The sequence below is a fragment of the Teredinibacter sp. KSP-S5-2 genome (assembly GCF_032773895.1).
In the GTDB taxonomy this organism is placed as follows: domain Bacteria; phylum Pseudomonadota; class Gammaproteobacteria; order Pseudomonadales; family Cellvibrionaceae.
Genome location: NZ_CP120416.1, coordinates 2379295 through 2403413 on the forward strand (window position 1 = coordinate 2379295; position 24119 = coordinate 2403413).

The window sequence follows — 24119 nt, forward strand, 5'->3', positions numbered from 1 at the left end:
ACTCAGCACCGCTGACATTCCTGAAGGGGACTAACGAGAAACGCGTCGAGACATCACCAAACCTAAAAAGCCGATCATGAATAACGCTAAAGAGCCAGGCTCTGGAACAGACACGTCAACATTGCGAAAAATATCCACGTAACCATTAAAGAAAAAATCAACATTTGAATCGAAGTCGGAATGACTTAAACCACCAATATTTAACAAACTGGTTTCAAACACCCCGGTAATTGCATCGCCTGCATTTAAATTACCAATCTCAAAACCAAGTGCCATCGAGACATCATCTTCCAAACCGGCGGGCACCTCGTTGGTGTTATCCAAAGCACCGGCCAACAAATTATCGTAAATGTTACCGAAAACATAACCCGGCTCATCGATTTCCCACATGTCCGCACGATTATCCGCAGCACCAGCACCATCGACAGAAACCAATGCGCCGGATTCGTTAAAAAAGGTATTCACAGCCTGATCAATTTCTGCATCGAGGAAAACGAAGAAACGAACATCTTCCAGTACGGATCCGGTATTATTGGTAATACTCCAGGTTGCGCTACCGAGGCCGTTCGCATCCAGCGTAGAAGTAAAGGTTAAGTCCAGGCCCGAACCGATAAAATCGTCCGCACCATAACCACCGACACCGCTGTGCGTATAGGAATCTACACCCAAGGTGGAAGAATTAAGAAAGGCACTGTATTCCTGTACCACGAGCGCCGACGTATTGGTCGACAAAAGACATAATAAAGCACTACTCAATATTAATTTATAGGCTAACCGCAGCATATTCATCTCCCGAAAAAACTCTCCTGGCCGCAAATAAAAAACGTAACGATGAAATCGATCAAAAGAATTTGACCAATAGAGAAAGGCAACTAGAGGAATCCAGTAACTTTTATTTCACCAATTACAACTTCAAAACCAAAGCATTAAAAACAACTAACACTAATGTCCTATATATAAACGTATTACGCTTTGTAATAGCGATACAACAATACGCCTGATTAAAAATTAAACTAGTAAAATAAAAGCTATAAATAAGAATAAAGATGATGCTTACTCTTCCATGAAGCTTATGTAGCGTCCTAATAATTTATGCGAAATATAGTACCGACTTTTTTTTACAATGAATACAGAAACAGGAAAAAAAAAAGGATGTTTTGTGAAATATTTTTGTGTTTTTAGTACCGAACCTCAAAATAACCACAAACTAAAAGCTGTTAAAAAAGCTGACATAAAACACGTTTACAAAAAGTATTTTTAACTTTTTATGTAAAATAAACACCATAAAATTTGCACAAATTTATTGCAAATATCGCTCGATCCAGCGAAACACGTAACATAATAAATAATAGAAATTTCAATAATAGTTTAACCATTCATTAGCAGAAATCGCTAAACTGTCAAAAAAGCTGACACAAATAATTTTACGTTCTGCGTTGACGTCGCAAACAACAACTAAAAAAATCTACTTTTTAATACCACGCTTCAGTCAACTTACCAGGACTAACCTACGTTTAAAAACATCCATACAGAACAAAAAACAAACTCCGAAAAATAAAAAAAGCCACCTATTTCGTAGATGGCTTTTTGAAAAGGTCATTGAGCTGTAACGATAATTACATACTGATACTTATATATGTGTCAGTCACTCACACAACGGACAACTATATACTCAAGCGAATCCCCAACTCAAACCCTCTACCCGCTTCTGGAGCCAGGTGCTTAATAAAGGATGTATGGTGACGAATATCTTCATCCAGTAAATTTTTACCTTTGGCAAACAATGTAAATTCGGCGATATCCCAATTAACATGGTAATCGGCATACAAATCCAGGCGAGTATAACCTTCCGTTTCGGTTTCCCCTTCAGCTACCTCATCTTGCTTGCTCACATTTGTCGCTCGCAACTTTGCCGTCCAGCTCTCACCCACCAACGAAAACTCTGTTCCTATCCGTGCAGGTGAAATTCGCGGAAGGTTTTCTCCGTTTTCAAACTCGGCCACAATATAATCGCCGTAAACACTCCAATCCAAATGCAGTGACGGAGTTAAATCAAAGGTTTTCATCACCTCCGCTTCCAACCCTTGAAATGTTGCATTACGTTGATCGTACTCGGCCATTTCCGGTTCTTCATGCGCCTGATCGCCGGCATGTACATGAAGGTGTTCTTTTAAATAGATAAAATCATCCACTTCGTTATGAAACAAGCTAAAACTTCCGGTTATTGAGCCGGCACTTTTTTCATAGCCCAACTCAAAGTTTGTGGATGTTTCATTCTCAAGGTCGGCATTACCAATTTCCACTAACCCGGTTGCCACATGAGCGCCCATTCCGTGCCCCCCTTGACCGCAGGTATCCATATTGACATTGGAATAGAGTTCTTCAATCGTCGGCGCCCTCTGTGAACGACTCAAACTGACGGACACATTGGACGCTTCATTGAATTTCCATATTGCCGCAGCACTGCCGCTAACAGTATCTGATTCTCTTTCACAGTGAGAATGCTCTTGAGGCGTCACAGTCTGATTTTCTGCCCGCAAACCCAACTCATAAATCCATTGGCCACGAGTGAATGATTCAACGGCAAACAGTGCGTAGGAATCAATATCGGAAACCGGGATATAACCACCCTCACCAGTCACAACAAATTCACTTTGTGAAAACTGCGTGCCTAGCACACCTTTCCAACTGTCAGACTGACCATGATTTAACAGGAAACGCCCTTCTACACCTTCATTAGAAAACAAAGTGGAATGCTCTTCTTCACCATGATCTACGGCAGCCCCCGGTTCAACATGCAACTCTTCTTCTTCGGTATGTTGATAATCGTTAAAGACCAAATGACCACTCAGGGAAGTTATTGGGCCTTCAAATTGCCATTGGGATTTCACTTCGTAGCGCGTTTGCTCCATTTTAAGACGGACCAACACTTCTTCTTCATGCGCTCCATCAACAGGCTCTTCAGTGCCGTGATCATGCGCATCATGAGAACCAACGGGTAAGCCATATTCGCTATCAATTTCGCCGATTGAAATACCAAAGAAACCCGAACTACCCACCCAGGATACGCCCGCATTTACATTACTGGTTTCACCACTAGAGTTAGGCAGGTAACCATAATAATTCTCTTCTTCATGCCCTGGCTCTTCAACATGGACATCCCCCTCTTCATGGTGCTCTTCGAGAATCGCCCATTCTGGAATATCCACATCATCATTTTCTTTTTTGGATGCATCAAAATGAAATGCAAACTGCTTCGCGGACAAATCCGTCACAATTACTGAAGCTCTTCCGTTATCCGCTGAGTTGTAGCGCTGCTCCACGGCCAGAGAGGCTTCCGAGAGCGCCTCCGGAATCCGATTGTCCACCACATTCACCACACCACCAATAGCACCATTACCGTAGAGCAAGGTTGCCGGCCCACGTATCACCTCTATTTGCTTAGCCACCAGAGGCTCAACAGCATTTATATGGTCTGGGCTGACCGATGAAGCATCGGACACACCCATGCCTCCTTGCAAAACTCTAACCCGGTTGCCTGACTGCCCACGAATTACAGGTTTGCCAACACCGGAACCGAAGCTCTCAAGGGTAACGCCAATTTGACTGTTCAAGGTCTCCCCTAAGGTGGCTCCTAACGCTTCGCGCAGTGCTTCGCCAGACAGAACATTAATCGGCAAACTGGTATCAGACTCAGATGTGGCAATAGGCAAACTGACAACCCGAACTTCTTCGATAGCTGGGTGATTTACATTTTCTTCTATATGTTGAGCTAATACAGAAACTGAACACAGGCACGGGATAGCGACCCATAACGATTTATACATGCGTGACTCCAAGATCAAATGTCTTAATACATAAGCCCTGCGCACCTCTGCTTAACAGAGCACACGGGCTGAGATACAAACTGAAAAAGCTAAGACATTAAACCTGGCGGGCCGCGGGCCGATATTAGGTATATAGGAAGGAAGATTTTGGGTTCAGGTAGCTTGGGGCTGCTAACACTATCCCCAAGAGATAACCAACCAAAATCAGGCGCCGTAACCGAATGGACATGGCTGAGTATGCTGCCCTGAACACAGAAATCACAGGAATTAACCCTGTGGTGCTCTGAATCATGGTCATGAACCAAAGACGCAGTTTGCACAGCAAACAACAGGGCGAACAGCACACTTAACAGCGTCCGCCTTTTTGTTGTGAACCGGTGAATGTATTGCGTCTGAACCACAATGAACTCCATTTTAAGGGAGGCCAGATATTAGCAGCTTTTTATTACAACTCAAGAACATAAATGTCCTATAGTTATAAGGGGTAGTAATTTTGTCGGATAGGTCCGTGAACGATAACCGTGAAAACGCGTCTTCACCCGCTGAAGCAGAGCGCTATTTTATTCCTTATACGCTGGAACTCGATGAAAGCACAGGGAAACTGTTCGGTATTATTACCAAACGCCCCACACCCGACCCTACCAATGACAACCCGGACCAAATCGATTTTGTACAAATCGATAAGGAAATCACCAAGGTTTCTCCCCACAAAATCCGTATGGATTTAGAAGCTCGGGATTTCCATCATTTTTTCTACCCCACTAATAGCGTTGAATCTTTTGTTCGTAAGGTAAAAAATCACGAAGCCGGGAAATATGAAATCGCGGAACGCCGGGATGCGGATATCAAAATCACGGTCTCCAACGACAGGCTTCAGGCTCGAGCACAAACTTCAGAAGCCTGGGGCGGCAAAAAGCTCACCAAAGAACAAGTCGACAAGGCAGTAGAACAAGCCAAGCTAAGCGAAAGCACCATAGATAAAAACGCACTAAACAAGTTAACCAAAACATCGAAAGCCGTTGATATTGTATTAGCAACCGCTATTCCAGCACAAAATGGCCAGGATGCTCGCCTTGAAATACTCGTACAGAGCAAAATAGAAAAAGTCAGAAACGTCGACAGTATTGATGCCATTGACCAGCATGAAGTTTTTGACTACTCCGTTGTGGAGGAAGGCGACCCCTTGGTTCGCAAAATTCCTGCGAGTTCAGGTATTGAAGGATTAAATGTTGTCGGCAAAGCCATAAAACCCAAAAAAGGCAGAGACGTAAAATTGCCCAACCGGTCCAGCGGTGCTGAAGTCAGTCCTGATGATAAAAACCTGATCATCTCCGCAATAAAAGGTCATCCGGTTGTCTCCAATTCACAGGCAAAAGTTGACCCTGTACTGACACTACGAGCCGTGGATTTAAACAGTGGTAACGTTGACTACGACGGTACGGTAATTGTAACGGGTAACGTTCGCAGTGGATTTCAGGTAAAAGCATCCGGTGATATTTTTGTTAAAGGCTTTGTGAATAAAGGCCATCTCGAATCCGGTGGCAGCATTTATATCAGTGGTGGTATCCAGGGAGACACATCTAACGAAGCCCACTCTTCTTTTTTACAAGCCAGGGAAAACATAGAAATCAAGTTTGCCAATCAAAGCAAAATCCAATGCGGTGGCGAATTGCACGTAAAAGAATATCTACTGAATTGCACCACTTACTCATTAAAGAAAATAACCATTGGAGAAAAATCCGGTCGCGGCGCCATTATTGGTGGCTGTACAAAATCCAATTGGAGTATTCGCGCCAAAGTGTTAGGCAGCGATGCGTATGTGCCCACAGAAATTATTCTAGGTTCTAATAGCGTTGCGCAAAAAGAACTGGAAAAATTCCAGAAGAAGAAAAAGCAAAGACGCCTGGAAGCCACCAAGCTGGAAAGTGTGTTACGACGTATACGAGAAACAGATGACCCCACATCAATGGGCGATATCACACTCGACAAAGCCAGAAAAATTGAAAACACCCTGAAGGCCATAAACGAGATGATCGAAGAGTATGATCAACATATCGATGAGTTGCAGGATGTGGTGCCAGATTCAGAACAATTGCAAGTGCAAGTTGAAAGCACACTCTACCCAAATGTGACTATTATTATTAATGATGCAAGCCTCCACCTTGAAAAAGAACATAGACAGGTGACCATCGAAAAACTCAATAGTGATATAGAAATACGTCCTCTTAACGATAAAGAATAAGGGAACCAAGCATGTTTGTTGCGGACATTATGAGTAAAGATGTCATCACTGTCAGTCCAGATCACAGCCTGGCAGAAGTCGCCTCAGTATTTGAAGTTGTCAAATTTCGCCACCTCTTGGTCGCCAGCAACGGCAAGCTAGAAGGCATCATATCTGACCGGGATGTGGTCGCGCATATCAGCCCCTTCCTTGGCACAATAGATGAACGGGAAAGTGACCGAGATCTTATGAACCAAAAAGCCTACCAATTCATGTCAACAGAGATTATTACCGTTGACTGCGAGACGCTGGTAGATAGTGCCTCGATTCTGCTATTGGAACACAGTATCTCTTGCCTCCCTGTTACCTACGACGATGGCAGCATTGCTGGAATATTAAGCTGGAAGGACATTTTGCAATATCATGTTTACGGTGTGGATCGCACTCTGGACTATAAATTGTAAAAATAAGCGTCCTATTATTATGTCATTTAGCCTTAAAACACTCTTCGGCAGAAAAACAGAGCAAGATCCTTCCAGGATTACAGTAATTGAACCTCAAAGCTATTCCATTGAGCATTCCCAGCACGCATTTTTCCGCTACCTTTATCCCGAGAAAACAAGCCGGCCACTAACGGTTCCACAAAAACTTGTGATCGATGTAGTAAAATCATCGCTAGCAAAAAAAAACACCCGACAAAAATCCGTTCCGCATTTACCAACCGTTATTCCGAAACTTCTTAGAACCCTAAAAGACCCGGATGCTTCCGCGCGTGATTTTGTTGCCATCATCAATAAAGACCCGGCAATGAGTGCTGCGGTTTTAAAACTGGCCAACAGTGTTTACTTTAACCCTGTCAGCCATAAAATTTCGGACATTGAACCAGCCGTTGTAAAGCTGGGAATTGATGGACTTAGATCCGTACTTTCCGCAGCGGTAATGCAACCGGTATTACAGCAACATTCCCCCTACTTCTCTATGACGGGACAAAAGATATGGCAGCACTCACTGGTATGTGCGGTTACATGCGAACTGATAGCCAAACACAGAGGAATGGAAAAGTTCACTGTTTACTTAATGGGATTAGTACACGACATTGGCAAAATTACAACCTTCAGTGAATTATGCAAACAGTTTGAAGCTAATGGCGAAGACAATACGCCAGGATATAATGCATTCGTTCCTCTAATGAAAGTACTTTCCCCTGCAGTGAGCTACTGGGTAGCCAAAGATTGGGAACTACCCGCCAATATTGTTACTGCACTAGCGGAACAAGTAAACATCAGCGCCGGTACTAAAGTAAGTGAATACGGTAATTTATTATGCCATGCCAATTTGTGTGCTGAAGCATACTTTACTGTTAGACAACAAGACAAACAGCTTGCCAACGAGATATTAAAAGCTTTAAAGCTTCCGGGCGATTTATACAACAAACTTGATCAGCTAATGATGGATGTTTAGAAAACGCCAGAATTAAAAACGGCAAATGTAAAATATCCCTTCCCCTTTCATTTTCACTATTGATTACCCTTCACTTAAATTCAATAATGCTTATACAAGCTATACGCAATTACTAAAGCGAAACAAGAAAAGGAAATTTTTTCGCTGCTAAAATTAAGAATCTGTCACCGAGGAACACAAAACCCAAGCATTTCACTTGACTATCTACGTGACCACTGCAAACATTAAACTTTCGTAAAACACAAAGGATGCATGTGTCGAGTCATTTAACAAAAAGTTGAATTTCGTGCCAAAAAGGAAACTACCTGATTTTATGTCCTATGTAATTACACTGAGTTTAATTGCACTATCTCTTAAACTTCTAACATTACTCATCTATAAAAAAGAGTTTTTAACACTCAACAAATACCTGCTATCAATTATTCTTGGCATTACTGGAATGAACTCCATCGAGATGTTTTTCTATTCCTACATAAATCAGCCAGAAAACGGGTTGGTAGTTTTGATATTTTTCTATCTGTTTGTTTTAGTTTTTGTATACTCTTCGCTACTTTACGCATTAAACATTTCCAATCACGAAAACACGACATCCGTATTCTTTAGTGTTTTTGGCTTTATTACATGCTGTGTGGTATTACTCACTCCTGGCGCAGCTATTTCCGGCATAGAAAGTATTGGATATTCAATAACCAGAATTCCTGGCCCCTATTATCATATTCTACAAATAGGTATTCTGATTCCATTATTGAGTTGCATTGTTATCGCTTTCTTAACACTTGTTACATCGAGAAAACATCAACTTCACACTCAGGCGCTCGCCTACCTGATAACGTTTACACCTACATTTTTTATTGGTTCTGCAATTATTTTCCTAATGCATATTGGAGTAAAGGTTAATGCTAGTGTTGTTATCTCTTTCTCAACCAGCTTTCTTTTATGGCTACTGCTGTTTACCCAAAAGAAAGAGAGTATGTATCGACTTATGAGCCTCATCCCTGGTACGCGCGCCAACAAACTCTACCGACAACTTGCGTATCATATCTGCAATCCTCAAAACGGAATGAATGACCCGATACATTATCTGGAAATCGAAATTATTCATGAAGCACTTCAAATGACCAACGGCAACCGCGCCGAAGCAGCAGAATTATTAGGCATATCCAAACCTACACTTCAAAGACGACTAAAAGATCAGCTTGAAAAAGAGCCAGAGAAAGAATTAACCATCAAGTACTAAAATCATAGCGGAAAGATCACCTTACCGTTTATCACGCCATATAAGCCAAGGCTTAATCCACATCAAATTCAACACGACAACCCACAATTAAGTATGACAATCAAAAAATCAACTTCTGTATAAATTATTTAAAATAACTCGTGCAATATTAAACAAAACAACTCACATTAAATGGAGCAAAATATATGAGACGACTATTGGTATCGTCACTATCAATACTATTAACACAAATCGCATTTGCACAAACACCGATCTATGATCCCGATGCACAGGCAAATAGAACCACGATCTACAACAATGGACCAGTTGCAAAAATTCACGTAAATTCATCGAGCAACTACTATAACGAATCATTAATTACTTCAAGCGACGTACAAACCATATGCAACTCCGCAGAAGTTATTGTTGAATCAACAGGATATGTATTGGGGACAGCTACGCTACAGGCCATTACCATTTCAGCCAATGAAACAGGGTATGTCGCTAGCACAGCCTTACCAAATGGATACGAAAATCAGGAAAAAGCGCTTATTGTTAATTGCAGTCTCAGTCAAAACGATTACTCAGTACATCATAAAATACCAGCCACTCCCAGCATCCAACTTCAATCTGAACTAGTCGGAAGTAACTGGGTTCCGCCTGTAAACTATACTCCGGGCTTTTTCCTGAACCTGGAGTACGATGCAACATTATTCGTTGATAACCATGCAGACGACGGCTCGTGCTCAAACGGTAATCTAACTTCATTCACACCGCTATTTACATTTAACTCACCTTTTTACAGCGATAGTTTTTCCGCTGCCGGGTCGGCTTACTATTCATCGATATTCTATCCCGACTTTGTAAAAAGCATTAGCTGCACAAACTCAGGTGGGACAACGGTACTATTCGAAGAATTTCATCTTTCGAAATACGACCCAAATGTAATGCAAGAAACAAAAGACATTAATTACAACTAAAAAAACGCCTGGTTAAAAATGGGCGTTTAGCGTACTCAAATAGGCGACTAAACAATCGGTTATTTATTAATGAGTAAGCTATAGACACAAAAAAGCCGGCGTTAAGCCGGCTTTTTTTCAGAACAAATTACCCAATAAAGACCCGGGCATTTCTAAATAAGCGCAACCATCCACCATCTTCACCCCAACCTTCGGGCTTCCACGAGTTGGTAATCGTGCGATAGACACGCTCAGGATGCGGCATCATGATAGTTGCCCGCCCATCAAGCGAACTCAAGCTGGTAATACCATCCGGTGAACCGTTTGGATTAGCGGGATATTTTGCCGCCACTTCAAGCTGATTATTAATAAAACGCATAGCAACTGTTCCCGTTGCAACACACGCTTGTTGCGCAGCTTCATCTGCAAACTCTGCTCGCCCTTCACCATGAGCAACAGCAACAGGAAGGTATGAGCCCGCCATTCCCTGCATAAGCACAGAAGATGAATCTTCAATTCGTACCAAGCTCACACGTGCTTCAAATTGCTCAGAAATATTTCGAACAAAGTGTGGCCAGTGTTCTGCACCAGGAATCAATGATTTTAAGTTGGACATCATCTGACAGCCGTTACAGACACCCAAGCTGAACGTATCTTCTCGGTGGAAGAAGCTCTGGAACTGATCACGTGCTTTGGCATTGAATAAAATGGATTTTGCCCAACCTTCGCCCGCACCGAGTACGTCCCCATAAGAGAAACCACCACAGGCAACCAAGCCTTTAAATTCATCCAGGGAAATTCGGCCGGATAAAATATCGCTCATATGAACATCTATGGAAGCAAACCCGGCTTTATCAAACGCCGCTGCCATTTCAACATGTCCATTCACTCCCTGCTCTCGCAATACCGCAATTTTGGGTTTTGCGCCCGAGGCAATATAAGGAGCAGCAACGTCTTCGCTTGGATTAAAACTAAGCTTGGTGCTAAAACCAGGGTTATTTTCAGAAACACTCTCAAATTCCTGCTCAGCACATACTGGATTATCCCGAACTTTCTGCACGTGATAACTGGTTAGACTCCATAACGTTTGTAAAGCTGCGCGTGTGCTTTGGTAAACGGTCTGACCGTTGTAGCTAACAACAACTTTTTCATCCGCTGTTGCCTTACCAAGCGCAACTACCTCACCTTTGTATCCAGCCTTGGCAAACGTATCGAGCACGGCCTGCTTGTTGTTAGCAGCAACCTGCAAAACAGCACCCAGCTCTTCATTTAATAGAATGGAGTGTGCGTCGATACCCAAGTTGGTAATATCAATATCAACACCGCAATGACCGGCAAATGCCATTTCCGCAAGGGTGGCAAACAAACCACCGTCAGATCGATCGTGATACGCCAGTAGCAACTCGTCTTCCAAACAGTTTTGAATTGCAACAAAAAACGCTTTGAGTTCCGCAGCATCTTCAGCGTCTGGAGCGATATCGCCAATAGCGTTGTAGGTTTGCGCAAAGATAGAGGCACCTAAACGGTTTTTACCTTTACCCAAATCGATGAATAATAATTCATTCCCTTCTACATTCGCTTTCAGTTCTGGTGTCACGGTTTTACGTACATCAGTAACTGGAGAGAAGGCGGTAATGATTAATGACAACGGCGCAGTAACGGCTTTATCTTCACCATTTTCCTGCCAGGCCGTACGCATGGACATCGAATCCTTACCCACCGGTATGGTAATACCCAACTGCGGACAGAATTCCATACCCACAGTTTCAACAGTCCGGTAAAGCTTTTCATCTTCGCCTGGCGAACCTGCGGCACACATCCAGTTAGCCGATAACTTAATATCACTCAGTTTTTCGATACGTGTAGCTGCAATATTGGTAATGGATTCAGCAATGGCCATTCGACCAGATGCAGGTGCATCCAATAAAGCAAGCGGCGTGCGCTCACCCATACTCATCGCTTCACCAGCAAAGGTATCGTAGGCAACCGTTGTCACCGCGCAATCAGCAACAGGCACCTGCCACGGACCAACCATTTGGTCGCGCACAACCTGCCCGGTCACACTGCGGTCGCCAATCGTAATAAGAAACTGTTTGCTCGCCACTGCCGGATGCTGAATCACTCGTTCAAGCGCTTCCGCAAGGTCAACATTAGAATAGTCAAAAGCAGATGACTGAACTTCCAGAGACTGCACATCACGATGCATTTTTGGTGGTTTGCCAAACAACACATTCATGGGCAGGTCGACAGGTTTATTATCGAAGTGCTTGTCATTCAATATCAGGGTTTGCTCACTGATCGCATCGCCCACTATGGCATAAGGACAGCGTTCACGCTGGCATATCGCTTCAAATCTGGCCAGATCTTTCGGCAATACCGCCATCACATAACGTTCTTGCGATTCGTTACACCAAATTTCATGAGGCGCCATACCCGGCTCGTCATTCGGCACGTTACGCAACTCAAAATGCGCACCACATCCGCCGTCTTTTGCCAACTCAGGGAAAGCATTAGATAGACCACCAGCACCCACATCGTGAATAAAGGCAATAGGGTTTTCACCACCCAACTGCCAGCACTGATCGATCACCTCCTGACAACGACGCTCCATCTCGGGGTTTTGCCTTTGCACTGAAGCAAAATCCAGGTCTTCGGAGGAAGAACCAGAAGTCATAGAAGAAGCAGCACCACCACCCAGGCCAATCAACATAGCTGGACCACCCAGAACAATCAGCTTGGCTCCAGGTTCAAATTCGTTTTGTTCGATGTGCTCTTCTTTAATATTGCCGTAACCGCCTGCAATCATAATGGGCTTGTGGTAGCCACGACGCTCGCCTTCAAAGTTTTCTTCAAAGGTACGGAAATAACCGCAAACGTTCGGACGGCCAAACTCATTATTAAATGCAGCACCGCCCAATGGCCCTTCGATCATGATCTCCAACGGGGTAACAATACGCCCAGGCTTACCGTAGTCTTCTTCCCACGGCAGGGTGTAACCTGGAATATTCAAATTGGACACGGTAAACCCAGTTAGGCCAACCTTGGGCTTGGAGCCCTTACCGACTGCACCTTCATCACGAATTTCACCACCAGAACCGGTTCCCGCACCGGGGAAAGGTGCAATTGCAGTTGGATGGTTGTGGGTTTCCACCTTCATTAGCAGGTGTACAGGTTCCTGATGGTAGCCATACTCTTGCGTTTCCGGGTCTGGGTAGAATCGACCAGCCACCGGCCCAGCCACGACTGCCGCGTTATCGGCGTAGGCTGAAAGCACATCTTCCCCACCTTTTTCGTAGGTGTTCTTGATCATTTTGAACAAAGAACGCTCCTGGTCTTGACCATCTATAGTCCAGGAAGCATTAAAAATCTTATGACGACAGTGTTCAGAGTTGGCCTGAGCGAACATCATCAACTCAACATCGGTTGGATTTCGCTTCAATTCCGTAAAGGATTCCGACAGGTAATCGATCTCATCTTCAGCCAAGGCCAAGCCTAATGCCGTATTCGCCTCAACCAACGCCTCTCTACCACCGGTTAAAACATCAACAGCCGTTAGCGGAGCGGGCTCTGAGTGAGAAAAAAGTGCTACGGCTTCTTCTGGTTTTGCCAGCACCGTTTCCACCATTCGGTCATGTAACGCCGGTAACAATTTGGAACTATTGGCTAATGGTTCAGCACATTCAAGCTGGTACAATACGCCCCGCTCGATACGAAGTACCTGGGAAAGTCCTGCATTGTGGGCGATATCCGTCGCTTTTGAAGACCATGGAGATATGGTTCCTGGACGCGGAACAACCACCAGTTCCAGTATGTCTGATGAGTTAAGTTGTTTTTCGACCTGTTTAGGGCCGTATGTGAGTAGCTTGTTTAGCACCTCACTCTCTGTCGAACCCAGTTCGCCTTCAACATCAGCAAAGTGAACATAATATGCAGCAACACCCGAAATTTTTGGGTCTATTTCTTGCAAGGTAGTGAGTAGTTTCGCTAAGCGAAATTCTGAAAAAGCGGGGGCGCCACGCAAAATATGCATCGTTTGGATAGGCCTCTAGCTGTTAATAATATCGCCGCCGAAAGCGGTGAACGAAAAAGGGAGTGCATTGTACTTGATATAGCTAGTTTGAGCAGCTCTAGTATGTATTCAAAATTGGTCTAAAAGTTTTTAACGCCAGACAAGGTGCCCAAGTCCATTTTTGCCTACACTATTATTCAAAGGAAAACAAGCTAGCAATTCACACAATCTATGCGTACAATCCGCACAAATTTTATACAGGGCGCCAAAAGTGGCCCGGGAAATTGAATTGAAGATATGCCACGAGTGATCTTTTTACCATTAAGCTATATTCGCAAAGCCTTGAAAACGCTCGCGTTATTTACCGTACTTGCCGTACTTGCGAGTCCGTTGGTAAGCAGTCGTATCCCTACCACGCTCGAAAAAATTCAAGGCAGCGGTCGTTTAATTGTTATCTCACGTAACGGCCCCACCACCTACTATAAAGGCCCAAATGGCTACACCGGTTTTGAGTATCTCATCGCTAAGAAATTCGCAGACTACCTCGGGGTGGAATTAGAAATTAAAGAAACCGAAGATTTGGGATCAATGATTGATCAAGTCGGATCAGAATTCGGCGACTTGGCCGCTTCTGGTTTAACCGTAACCAAAAAACGCAAAGAAAAAGTTTTATTCGGCGAACCCTACCTACAAATCACCCAAGAAGTTATTTATCGTTCAGACCAGGAAAAACCCAGCTCTATCGAAGATCTGATTGGCAAAAGTATTCTGGTGATCAGTAATAGCTCTCATTCCGAGCGACTTAGAGAATTACAGCGGGAATACCCACAACTAACCTGGGAAGAGCGCAGCGATGTAGAAATGCTTGACCTGCTGGAAATGGTGCATAGTGGCAAAGTAGATTATGCCATCGTGGATTCCAACGCTTACGAAATAAATAGCTCCCTCTACCCCAAGGCCCAAGTTGCATTCAGCATTACCGAACCACAAGATGTGGCCTGGGCATTTAAAGCTCAGAAAGATCAAAGCCTTGTTAACGAAGCGCAGAAATTTTTTAACGCGATTAAGCAGCAGGGTGTAATTGATGAGGCCATGGAAAAATTTTATGGTCACCTTGGTGAAATTGATTACAGCGGTGCAATTTTATTTGCTCACCGATTGGATACCCGCCTCCCCAAATGGGAAGAAAAACTAAAAGCGGCGGCAAGTGAGTTCGATCTGGACTGGCAATTACTGGCAGCCCTGAGTTATCAGGAATCTCACTGGAACCCGAAAGCCAAATCCCCTACGGGTGTTCGCGGTTTTATGATGCTAACCAAGGATACAGCGAAGTTTGTTGGTATTAAAAACCGGCTGGATCCAGACCAAAGTATCCGCGGTGGAGCAAAATATTTCCGCTCTATTTATGACCGAATTCCCGATCGAATTGAAGAGCCAGACAGAACCTGGCTAGCACTTGCAGCATACAATGTTGGTTTAGGGCATTTGGAAGACGCACGCAAACTAACCGAAAGCACTGGCGGCAACCCGGATAAATGGTCAGATGTGCGGGAAACACTGCCATTACTCGCCAAACGTAAATACTACAAAAATACCAAGCATGGTTACGCTCGTGGCTGGGAACCGGTTGATTACGTTAAAAATATTCGTAATTTCCACACGATTATTGCCTGGAACGAAGTGGAAGAAGAACGCTTGCAACAATTGGCAATGAATGAAACTCAAAAAGAGTTTGCTCAGGTAAGCCCTGCTGTTACCGAAGCAGTAAAAACGCTTTCCACATCCTCACTATAATAAATACGCGTCATATTGCGCGTATTTATTGCCCTAAGCTTATCTGTTTTCTTTTTTCTCTCGTCGACGACGCTGAAAAAACTGCTGAATGATCGCAGTACATTCCTCGGCAAGCACTCCGCCAGTCCATTCTAGTGAATGATTAAATATTCCTGACGAGATTAATTCAGGATTACTTTGCAGCACCCCTGCTTTGGGCTCCAGAGCACCAAAAACCAAACGATCTATTCGGGCGTGAATAATTGCCCCTAAACACATCGAACAGGGCTCTATGGTGATGTACATAGTTGTGCCGGGCATACGATAGTTTTGTACTGTTTGCGCAGCAGCACGTAAAGCGCAAATTTCGGCATGAGCGGTTGGATCATGATCGGTTATCGGCCGGTTGTACCCTTCACCAATCACTTCGTTATTTTTAACAATTAAAGCACCGACAGGCACTTCATTGATCTGATTGGCTTTTTCCGCTAACAGCAAAGCCTGTTGCATCCAGTAAAGGTCTTGCTCATGCATGATGTTTTATGTCCGCTTTACCATCACATCGAGATGAAAATGCGCCGTCGCCTGAAAAAATTCTTCTTCTATTAATCGGCTTTTTTCCTCTTGATCACCGTGCCAGTTAAACGGCGTCATGCTCAATAAATCTTGAATCTGCTGCGAAGATTCCAGTTTAATCAACTGGCGAATATCATCTCGCTGTTCGAGGTGCAATCCCTCTATAGGTTCCGGTATATCATGTTGATTTGCTGCTGGGTATAAACGCGCCTTTAACTCGTTCAAATGTTCAGCAGCGGGAGAAACACGAATAAATTTACCGTCATTTTTCAAAATTCGAATCACTTCTGCAGAAGAAAATGGAGCAAAAATACTCATTGCGATATTCACACTCTCATCCAACAAAGGAATATTATACGAACTGGCCACCGCGAAATTTGCCAGCTTGTATTTCGATGCTGCCTTTTTAATTGCTTCTTTTGAAATATCGATTCCGTATGCACTAGATTCAAATTTTGCTCTTTGAGCTGTCAGTTGATTAAGGTAATACCCTTCTCCACATCCCAAATCCGCAAACGCTGCCTCAGGTAACGACGCCCCGTCAATAAGCTGATGAATGCGATCAACCAAAAACTGATAATGACCAGCCTCCAGAAAACGTCGCCTGGCCACGACCATCTCAGCATTATCCCCGGGCGCTTTACTTTTTTTCTGATTCGCCAGTAGCAGGTTGGCATAACCTTGCTTGGCCACGTCAAAACAATGCCCCGCTTCACAACGCAGTTGGCTGGTTTGTGGCTGACTAAGAGGCTTTTGGCAGTTAGGGCATCGCCATATCATTGATCAGCCTCGATCAATTCAAAACGGGGAACCCATTCTCCACCCACGTCTACTTTCTCCTGAAACATCGCCAACGGGCGAACCCATAACTTACGTTCTCCGTAAAGCGGACGATACACCACAAGCGGCGCCAAGCTCTCTGAGTGCGTTGCCACTCCCAAGACCTGATACTCATTCCCTTTAAAGTGACGATAACGCCCCGGTTGCACTAAGCTGATTTCTGTCATAGATATTATTTCTGAAAGGTTTACCTGAAAGGGGGAAAACAATACCATACCCCCCTTCATTTTGTTGAGAAAAAACGGGAAAGCATGGCTAATGTGCAAATAATCGTTGGTTCCGTAATGGGAACTGCGTTGGAAGTCGCTCGAACAATCGAAGCAGTATTGGAAGGCTATGGCCACCATGTCGCGCTCAACCCTGCTTTCCAGGCTGGTGATTTGGGCGACGACCCGGATCAACTGCTGATTATTTGCACGTCCAACACTGGCATGGGTGACCTCCCGGAAAATATTCAACCTTTCCACCAACATTTGGTAAACGACATTCCCCAAGTTGTGGATCGTCGATATGTCATCGTTAATCTTGGCGATAGCTCCTACCCGCAATTTGCGCAAGCGGGTCAAACCATAGATGAAGCTCTCGCGGATATTGGTGCAAAGAGAATATCAACCCCGCTGGTTATTGATGCTATGGAAGTGGACGATCACGAAGACGTCGCCGCCTCCTGGGCAACCGAGTTAAACGAGATAATATAATTTCACGATACATGACCCACTCATCCACAAAAAAATTTGGTTTATTTTACGGCAGCTCAACCTGCTACACAGAAATGGCGGCAGAAAAAATTGCCGAGCAACTGGGAAAAGAACGGGTAGATCTTTTTAATGTCGCCGATGAACCCATTGCCAAAGCACTTTTTTATGACTGTTTAATTATGGGAATTCCCACTTGGGATTATGGTGAACTACAGGAAGACTGGGAAGATATCTGGGCAGACATATCCGAACTGGATTTTCACGGAAAAAAAATCGCATTATTTGGCCTTGGTGACCAAGTAGGTTACCCGGAATGGTTTTTAGATGCCATGGGCTATTTACATAATAAATTACAAGAACAAGGTGCCACACTGATAGGCTATTGGCCTGCAAATGGGTATCAATTTGAAGAGTCCAAAGCGCTCACAGAAGACAAACAATTTTTTCTCGGCTTAGCATTGGATGAAGAAAACGAATTTGATAAAACCGCTGACCGCATACAGCAATGGTGCCAACAAATCGAACAAGAATTTGAGTGAGCAATAACGAAAAAATACAACCGGCAAAAATAAGTTGGGATGATAACCGGCAACCTATTTCCAGCCAATTTGATGATGTCTATTTTTCCAAGGCAAGCGGCATTGCGGAAACACACTACGTATTTATCGAAAACAACGGTTTGCATCAACGCTGGAAAAAAATGCAAACCAATCAGAAGTTTATTATCGGTGAAACGGGTTTTGGCACCGGCCTGAATTTTTTAGTTGCCTGGAAAGAATTTAATGCCGCCACACGCTATAAACCAGAGTTAAAACACGCCCCGCAATTACATTTTATTTCGGTAGAAAAGCACCCGTTATCCCATGAAGATTTAGCACAAGCGCTGAGCCTTTGGCCTGAACTGCTCCAATACAGCACACAACTCCTGGACAAGTATCCGCCTCAACCGGCTTCTGGCATGCACCGTATCGAGTTTAATCAGGGGCGCATTAAACTCACGTTGTTTTTTGGCGAAGCGGAAGAAGGCTTTAAACAATTCAATGCCAACCCCAAAGGGTTATTTCAAGCTGAACGACAGTTTGCTTTTGGTTCCAAACCTTTTACCGTTGACGCCTGGTTTCTGGATGGATTTGCCCCGGCCAAAAACCCTCAAATGTGGTCACCAGCCTTATTTGAACAACTCGCATTACTCAGCAACGAACAAACAACATTCTCGACCTTTACCGCAGCAGGCGTGGTTAAAAACGCCCTAACCGATGCAGGGTTCATCTACCAAAAAGTCCCCGGCTTTGGAAGAAAACGGGAAATGCTCCGCGGTGCCTATTGCCAATCAGAGGTTACGATTACAAACGAAACTCAGGTAACGGACTCCACTGGCAATCCAACAACCCACTGGCATATAGTCGAAGCTGATGTAAATGAGCCGCTCCCCAAAACCGCGCTGGTCGTTGGTGGTGGTTTAGCGGGTTGCCAAACCGCATTCGCATTGGCTAACCGTGGTATCCAGGTTGCCCTTATCGAGCAACACGCTCAACTGGCAACAGAAGCATCCGGTAACGCCCAAGGCGTGGTGTACACCAAGCTTTCACCACATCAGGAACCACTGAGCCGCTTTAACTTAAGCGCTCAAATATACGCCGACCAGTTTTACCAACAACATGGCTTTTACCAAACCTGCGGCGGTCAAACAGGGGTTCTCCATTTGGCAAGCTCCAGTAAACAGGCAGCTCTTTTTCAGGAACTCGCAGAACAATTTAATGATCGTCGATTTTGTCGATGGACACAGCCGGAGCAAAGCCAGGAAATCAGCGGCTTCCAACTAGATACGCCAGCATTGTATTTACCAAATTCAGGCTGGATAAACCCTGCGAAACTGTGTCAGCAACTGGCATCCCACCCCAACATCCTTCGCATTCATTCAAGCCGTGTAGGGGAACTAAAACATACTGGCTCGCAATGGCGCGCATTAGACACAGACGGCAACAGTATTGTCCATGCCGATGTTGCGATACTGGCCAACGCATTTCACGCAGCGGAGCTATTGAACAACCAGCAAATACCGCTCAAACAAATACGTGGTCAGGTCACACACCTACCGGCGAATTTTGACTTCATAGGCCTAAAAACAGTGATTTGCGGTGACGGTTATGTTGCCCCACCCCAAAATAAAACAGTGTGCACAGGTGCGACCTTTACGTTACACAACCAGAGCCAAGAGATGCTTTGGGAGGACCATCAAAAGAACCTGCACAACCTGACGACGATGTTGCCCGAGACCAAAGAATACATCGAACAGCTCGGACAGCATAAACTCGGCGGAAAAGTCGGCTTTCGCTGCACAACACCGGACTACTTTCCCATAGTCGGCCCGATACCCGATGAGACAGCAATGATCGAACGCTTCGCCAGGCTGCGTAAGAAGGCCAATGCGGACATTCCCAAGCCAGGCTGCTATGCCCCCAACCTCTATTGCAACCTCGGCCACGGCTCGCGAGGCCTGGCCTATACCCCTTTAGCCGCGGAGCTTCTGGCAAGTATGATCTGCGCAGAACCCCTGCCAGTTGCACGAGAACTGATGCTCCATCTACACCCCGCCCGCTTTTTGATCCGCAACCTGATGCGGAATAAACTCTAGATTGCTTAATCCCAACTCAGCTAAACGCCTTCGACCGGAAACGGTCTACACTTATGGTGAAAACCTTTAAAAAGGCGAAGCGAGGAAAAGTGGATGTTATTAGGCATTGGTCGTCGGCGTCAGAGAGTAGATTCATCGAGAGACTCGGTTCATAACTATTATGAACATATGGTGATAGAGCAGATCCTTAGAGCAAACGAACGCGCAAACGACGATTCTGACTTTCTTGCGGATATTGCCTGTGTGGCATTGAATCATTTGCCGCCCAAATATGTCCGCCACGATGTGGATATGACCTTCTTTTTAACCCCGGATGAGCAGGAGGAAATGCTAGATCGCGTAGCAAAGGCGGTGAACAATGCGGTGAATTACGTATTAAGCCGTGAGCAAGAAAAGAAAAACTGGTTGAAAAACGAGCAAGCAGCAGATGCGCAAAACGACCAGTAAGTTTGGTTTATGTTCATATGAGTTACCTTAGATCTCAACTAAGTAGAACCCTCGCCCAAACGGCATTAGCCTGTTTTTTATCGCTCCCACTCACAACGCATGCATCAGAAAATCCAACATTAATTGTCACCTATCCGGATATTTATAACGACTACCTCGAGTTTCTAGACGGACGAAGTCCCATAAGCATTACCGAGTATTCCGGTGAAAAATCACGTAGAGATGTGGTCGAACTAATTCTTATTCAGCAAGCACTGCATTTGGGTGGCTATCAACACCCGATTGCCTTCAAATTGGAAGCCTTTTACAACCGGGTCATGCACTTACTGGATAAGGGGGGCGTTGCCGCAGGAGCCTCAACCACGTGGGATAAAGATGCCAACAAACATCGATACTACGTCAGCGAACCGATTATTCGACGTGGCGAGTTCGTGGCCGGTCTCTACACAAAAACAGAAAAGGCTAACGACTTCGAACCAACGCAAAAAAATATTAAAGCACTGACTGCAGTTTCTAACGAACTCTGGCAAGTGGACTGGTCCGCACTGGAAACATTGGGGATGAACAAGCTCTATACCACCAGCGAATGGCCTTCAATGGTAAGAATGGTCTGGTATGGACGAGTAGACGTGACGCTGGCTCCTTTCCAACCAAATGATGATATGTCCGTAACCTTTGAAAATATGCGCCTGGTGCCCATTCAGGGAGTAAAAGTTGTACTCCCCGGAACTCGCCACTGGCTGGTAAGTAAGGCGCACCCGCAAGGGAAAAAAGTATTCTCAGCTCTGGAGGAAGGTATTGCCAAGCTAAGGGAACAGGGAACGATTGCAAGAGCCTATCGAGAAAGCGGTTTCTTTGATCACCGGGTTGATAACTGGCTCGAAATCACACCGGATGACCTGACGCCCTACTCGGAAAAAAAATAGGCACCGCCCATACAACCGCCCTATTTCTTATCATCCTCATCGAAGTCATCCATGTCATCAAAATCGGTGTCTGAAAAATCGTTTTCAGCATCTGCAGCAGCTTGCGCCGCTGCCTCCTGCTCATCCAGTTCATCAATCAAACCGGATATTGCATCATCCAGCTCTTCTTCCGCGAGATCCAACCCTTGGGCCTTCAGCATCGCCGCCACCATATCGTCTTCTTCGTCCTCTTCCTCAGTAGCAACGTCATCGTCCACATCGTCGTCAACGTCTTCTGGAACCATTTCGTCCAGGTCATCAAAGTCTCCATCATCAGCAACGTCTTCAACCACGGGAGGTTCAATCTCTAATTCTGGCTCTGGGGGGATATCGTCGGCCGGTTCCGACTCGATCTGAGGCTCCTCTTCGAAAGCAGGCTCTGGCTCCATTTCCATCTCCATCCCCATCTCCATGGAAGGCTCTTCGATAATAGGATCCAAATCCTCCATTGGCGGCTCTTCTTCATCGAGCTCCTCTTCAGGCTCTTCCTCGATTTCCGGCTCCTCTTCATTCACTTTCTCGTCTGAGAATTCGTCCAATAAATCCTTGTTACCTGAACTCATAATTTTCTTAAATGCAAAGAAACCCAAGGCAAAGAGCGTAAGGTTACCCAGTCCAAGTAAGATGTAGATTAGCCAAGGGGGAAAAACTGAACCAGACACTTCAGGTTCCGGCTCCTGCTCAGCAGGAGGAGACTCTTTCGGCTCTTCCACCTTTTCTTCTATCGGCGACTCCGGTTCTTTCTCCTCAACGGCTGGCTCAGGCTCGGCAAAAAAAGGCTCCGCAGTTTTACTGAAGCCTTCATCAACGGTGTAATTAAAGGTGATATCGTCAAGCTGGATATCAAAATCATTGCCTCTGTCATCATTGCCTTTTACCCGAATCTCAGCGACATACTGTCCTTCCAGATCTGGATGCAGATGAGCCTGCCAAGTATCCACTTCTGTTGCAGTCAGTGGGTAGATTTTTTTCCGTCCACCAGGGGCCTTAACGGTGGCGACAATTTGAGTGCTGGCAACATCAATATCCTGAGAGAAAGCGTTAGCAGTTAACACATAAACCGATTTACCATCGATCAAGGCCTGCTCTACATTCGCTCCAAATGGTTCCCTCACCGTAAACTGATGAGAAAAATGCCGTTTAAAACTCTTGCCATCAACGGTCACATTTAACTGATAAATACCATCCTTATCAAAAACAGGTAACGCCGCCTGAAAAATTCCGTCCCCGGGAACCGTTTCCGATAATGAAGACTGCCAATATTCCTTTAGCTCAAATTCGTCCTTACCCGCTTCCATTGCGGCTGTAATGTCCATCAGGGACAGAAACTCCTCTCGGGTAATTGTCTGACCATCCTCTTTCAATAACAGCTTCAGCGTCTCTTCTTGCCCTTTAAACACGTTATTGGGCAAGGGTTTAACCCTTAGATTTAAGTTACTGACCACCGTGATCCGACTTTCCGGATCCATAGCAGCAATAACACCCCACTCACCCTCAAGTGGTCGTTTAACCGTAATCAGGTCATAATTATCCGCCCTGTGCCAACTCACATCTCTACTGGCGATGTTCGCTGAATACTCCTCATTGTCAGGCCCTACCAATCGGGTTTGCTCGTCGGGTGATTGGCGGAAGATCAACGCGGTAAACTCTTCAACACTGGAATCAATAACAAACTGGTTATCCGTCAGTGGAACCTGCTCAGCAGGCGCAGCCACGTCAAAGGCTTTCAGAAAAATCCGCATCAAATCATCTGCGGTATGAGCCACTTCAGCCAGGCCGTCCGTACCCAGAGAGAGCTTATTCAAAAGATTGGTGTCCGCATTATCCGACAAAGCAATGGTATGAATTACGTAGCCGGCTTCTTTCAACTTGGGAATGACGTCATCAACAATCCTCCGCCATTCTTCTTTATTTTTCTCCGGGTCTTTGTCGATATCGACCATACCATCGGTCAACAAAATCAGGCTGGTTCGGTATTTATCATTAGGTGCGCTGCGATCGTATGCGGCTTTTTCCAGTGCATCACCAATATTGGTATACAAGCCCACCGAGTTAATTTTTTTTGCAGATGAAAGCGCGTCGTCTTTCCAACTGGACTCAACCGGTTTGTGGGGAACCAACATATTCACCCACTGGCCGAACGTCCAAACCCCTGCCTTGCTGTCTTCAGGCAATAACTGCACCAGCAGCTCGACAGCGGGTTGACGTAAGTTGTTCGGGTCATTCTGTTTCATGCTGCCAGACACATCGATAATCAGTCGAACATCTGGAGGCAATCTGGACTGATCCTGAGTGTGTCCACTCAGAGGAAGAAAAAAGCACACTAACAGAAGACACGAAAACCGGATCTGGTGCATACGCAAACTAAATACTCCCCATATAAACCGGCCACTTAACAACGGCCTAGCCTGGCAACAAAACCAATGCGAACTCAAAAGCCTTTTTTTTAGAACAATATGGCTTAAAAGTAGTTATAGCAGTCTCCGGCAAGG

The 24119-nt window shown here is 45.0% G+C and carries 19 protein-coding genes; 11 read left to right on the plus strand and 8 right to left on the minus strand.

Annotated elements, in window-relative coordinates:
• Positions 1–30 precede the first annotated feature (30 nt).
• The 3 genes from P5V12_RS10360 to P5V12_RS10370 form a co-directional block, all read right to left on the minus strand.
• Positions 31–783 (minus strand): PEP-CTERM sorting domain-containing protein, encoded by a 753-nt coding sequence (locus P5V12_RS10360; RefSeq protein WP_316957280.1) that lies wholly within the window; start codon positions 781–783, stop codon positions 31–33.
• Between the two features lie 881 nt (positions 784–1664).
• A complete protein-coding gene (locus P5V12_RS10365; RefSeq protein WP_316957281.1) occupies positions 1665–3827 on the minus strand; it encodes a TonB-dependent receptor in 2163 nt (720 codons plus the stop codon).
• An 89-nt stretch (positions 3828–3916) separates the two neighbouring features.
• The gene (locus P5V12_RS10370; protein ID WP_316957282.1) at positions 3917–4228 is read right to left on the minus strand and encodes a hypothetical protein; all 312 of its coding nucleotides are present in this window, start codon (positions 4226–4228) and stop codon (positions 3917–3919) included.
• Positions 4229–4335: 107 nt separating this feature from the next.
• On the opposite strand from P5V12_RS10370, the gene P5V12_RS10375 reads away from it, so the two are divergent.
• From P5V12_RS10375 to P5V12_RS10395, 5 genes are all read left to right on the plus strand, one after another.
• Positions 4336–6069: a FapA family protein gene (locus tag P5V12_RS10375; RefSeq protein WP_316957283.1), complete on the plus strand. Its 1734-nt coding sequence runs from the start codon at positions 4336–4338 to the stop codon at positions 6067–6069.
• 11 nt (positions 6070–6080) lie between these two features.
• Positions 6081–6512, plus strand: coding sequence for a CBS domain-containing protein (locus P5V12_RS10380; protein WP_316957284.1), 432 nt, complete (start codon positions 6081–6083; stop codon positions 6510–6512).
• Between the two features lie 19 nt (positions 6513–6531).
• Entirely contained in the window at positions 6532–7509 is a 978-nt protein-coding gene (locus P5V12_RS10385; RefSeq protein ID WP_316957285.1) for an HDOD domain-containing protein, read from the plus strand.
• Positions 7510–7822: 313 nt separating this feature from the next.
• Positions 7823–8746 (plus strand): helix-turn-helix domain-containing protein, encoded by a 924-nt coding sequence (locus P5V12_RS10390; protein ID WP_316957286.1) that lies wholly within the window; start codon positions 7823–7825, stop codon positions 8744–8746.
• 185 nt (positions 8747–8931) lie between these two features.
• Entirely contained in the window at positions 8932–9705 is a 774-nt protein-coding gene (locus P5V12_RS10395) for a hypothetical protein (protein ID WP_316957287.1), read from the plus strand.
• 127 nt (positions 9706–9832) lie between these two features.
• Here the strand turns inward: P5V12_RS10395 and purL are convergent, their stop codons facing one another.
• Positions 9833–13714, minus strand: a complete 3882-nt coding sequence (purL, locus tag P5V12_RS10400; protein ID WP_316957288.1) for a phosphoribosylformylglycinamidine synthase — start codon at positions 13712–13714, stop codon at positions 9833–9835.
• Between the two features lie 276 nt (positions 13715–13990).
• On the opposite strand from purL, the gene mltF reads away from it, so the two are divergent.
• Complete coding sequence (mltF, locus tag P5V12_RS10405; RefSeq protein ID WP_316957289.1) at positions 13991–15487, plus strand: membrane-bound lytic murein transglycosylase MltF; 1497 nt, start codon at positions 13991–13993, stop codon at positions 15485–15487.
• A 39-nt stretch (positions 15488–15526) separates the two neighbouring features.
• Here the strand turns inward: mltF and tadA are convergent, their stop codons facing one another.
• Genes tadA through P5V12_RS10420 form a run of 3 tightly spaced genes read right to left on the minus strand, consistent with a single transcriptional unit; the run spans position 15527 to position 17049 of the window.
• Positions 15527–16000 (minus strand): tRNA adenosine(34) deaminase TadA, encoded by a 474-nt coding sequence (gene tadA / locus P5V12_RS10410; protein ID WP_316957290.1) that lies wholly within the window; start codon positions 15998–16000, stop codon positions 15527–15529.
• A gap of 6 nt (positions 16001–16006) precedes the next feature.
• Entirely contained in the window at positions 16007–16822 is an 816-nt protein-coding gene (locus P5V12_RS10415; RefSeq protein ID WP_316957291.1) for a putative RNA methyltransferase, read from the minus strand.
• Positions 16819–17049, minus strand: coding sequence for a DUF1653 domain-containing protein (locus tag P5V12_RS10420; protein ID WP_316957292.1), 231 nt, complete (start codon positions 17047–17049; stop codon positions 16819–16821). The genes P5V12_RS10415 and P5V12_RS10420 overlap by 4 nt, the downstream gene beginning before the upstream one ends.
• Positions 17050–17133: 84 nt before the next feature.
• Between P5V12_RS10420 and P5V12_RS10425 the strand changes: the two genes are divergently transcribed.
• From P5V12_RS10425 to P5V12_RS10445, 5 genes are all read left to right on the plus strand, one after another.
• Entirely contained in the window at positions 17134–17580 is a 447-nt protein-coding gene (locus P5V12_RS10425; protein WP_316957293.1) for a flavodoxin domain-containing protein, read from the plus strand.
• Between the two features lie 11 nt (positions 17581–17591).
• Complete coding sequence (gene fldB, locus P5V12_RS10430) at positions 17592–18119, plus strand: flavodoxin FldB (RefSeq protein WP_316957294.1); 528 nt, start codon at positions 17592–17594, stop codon at positions 18117–18119.
• Positions 18116–20215 (plus strand): bifunctional tRNA (5-methylaminomethyl-2-thiouridine)(34)-methyltransferase MnmD/FAD-dependent 5-carboxymethylaminomethyl-2-thiouridine(34) oxidoreductase MnmC, encoded by a 2100-nt coding sequence (mnmC, locus tag P5V12_RS10435; RefSeq protein WP_316957295.1) that lies wholly within the window; start codon positions 18116–18118, stop codon positions 20213–20215. Before fldB ends, mnmC begins: the two co-directional genes overlap by 4 nt.
• Before the next feature lie 93 nt (positions 20216–20308).
• Complete coding sequence (locus P5V12_RS10440) at positions 20309–20662, plus strand: late competence development ComFB family protein (RefSeq protein WP_316957296.1); 354 nt, start codon at positions 20309–20311, stop codon at positions 20660–20662.
• Between the two features lie 17 nt (positions 20663–20679).
• A complete protein-coding gene (locus P5V12_RS10445; protein WP_316957297.1) occupies positions 20680–21588 on the plus strand; it encodes a hypothetical protein in 909 nt (302 codons plus the stop codon).
• A gap of 20 nt (positions 21589–21608) precedes the next feature.
• On the opposite strand, the gene P5V12_RS10450 is transcribed toward P5V12_RS10445, so the two are convergent.
• A complete protein-coding gene (locus P5V12_RS10450; RefSeq protein WP_316957417.1) occupies positions 21609–23984 on the minus strand; it encodes a vWA domain-containing protein in 2376 nt (791 codons plus the stop codon).
• Between the last annotated feature and the right edge of the window lie 135 nt (positions 23985–24119).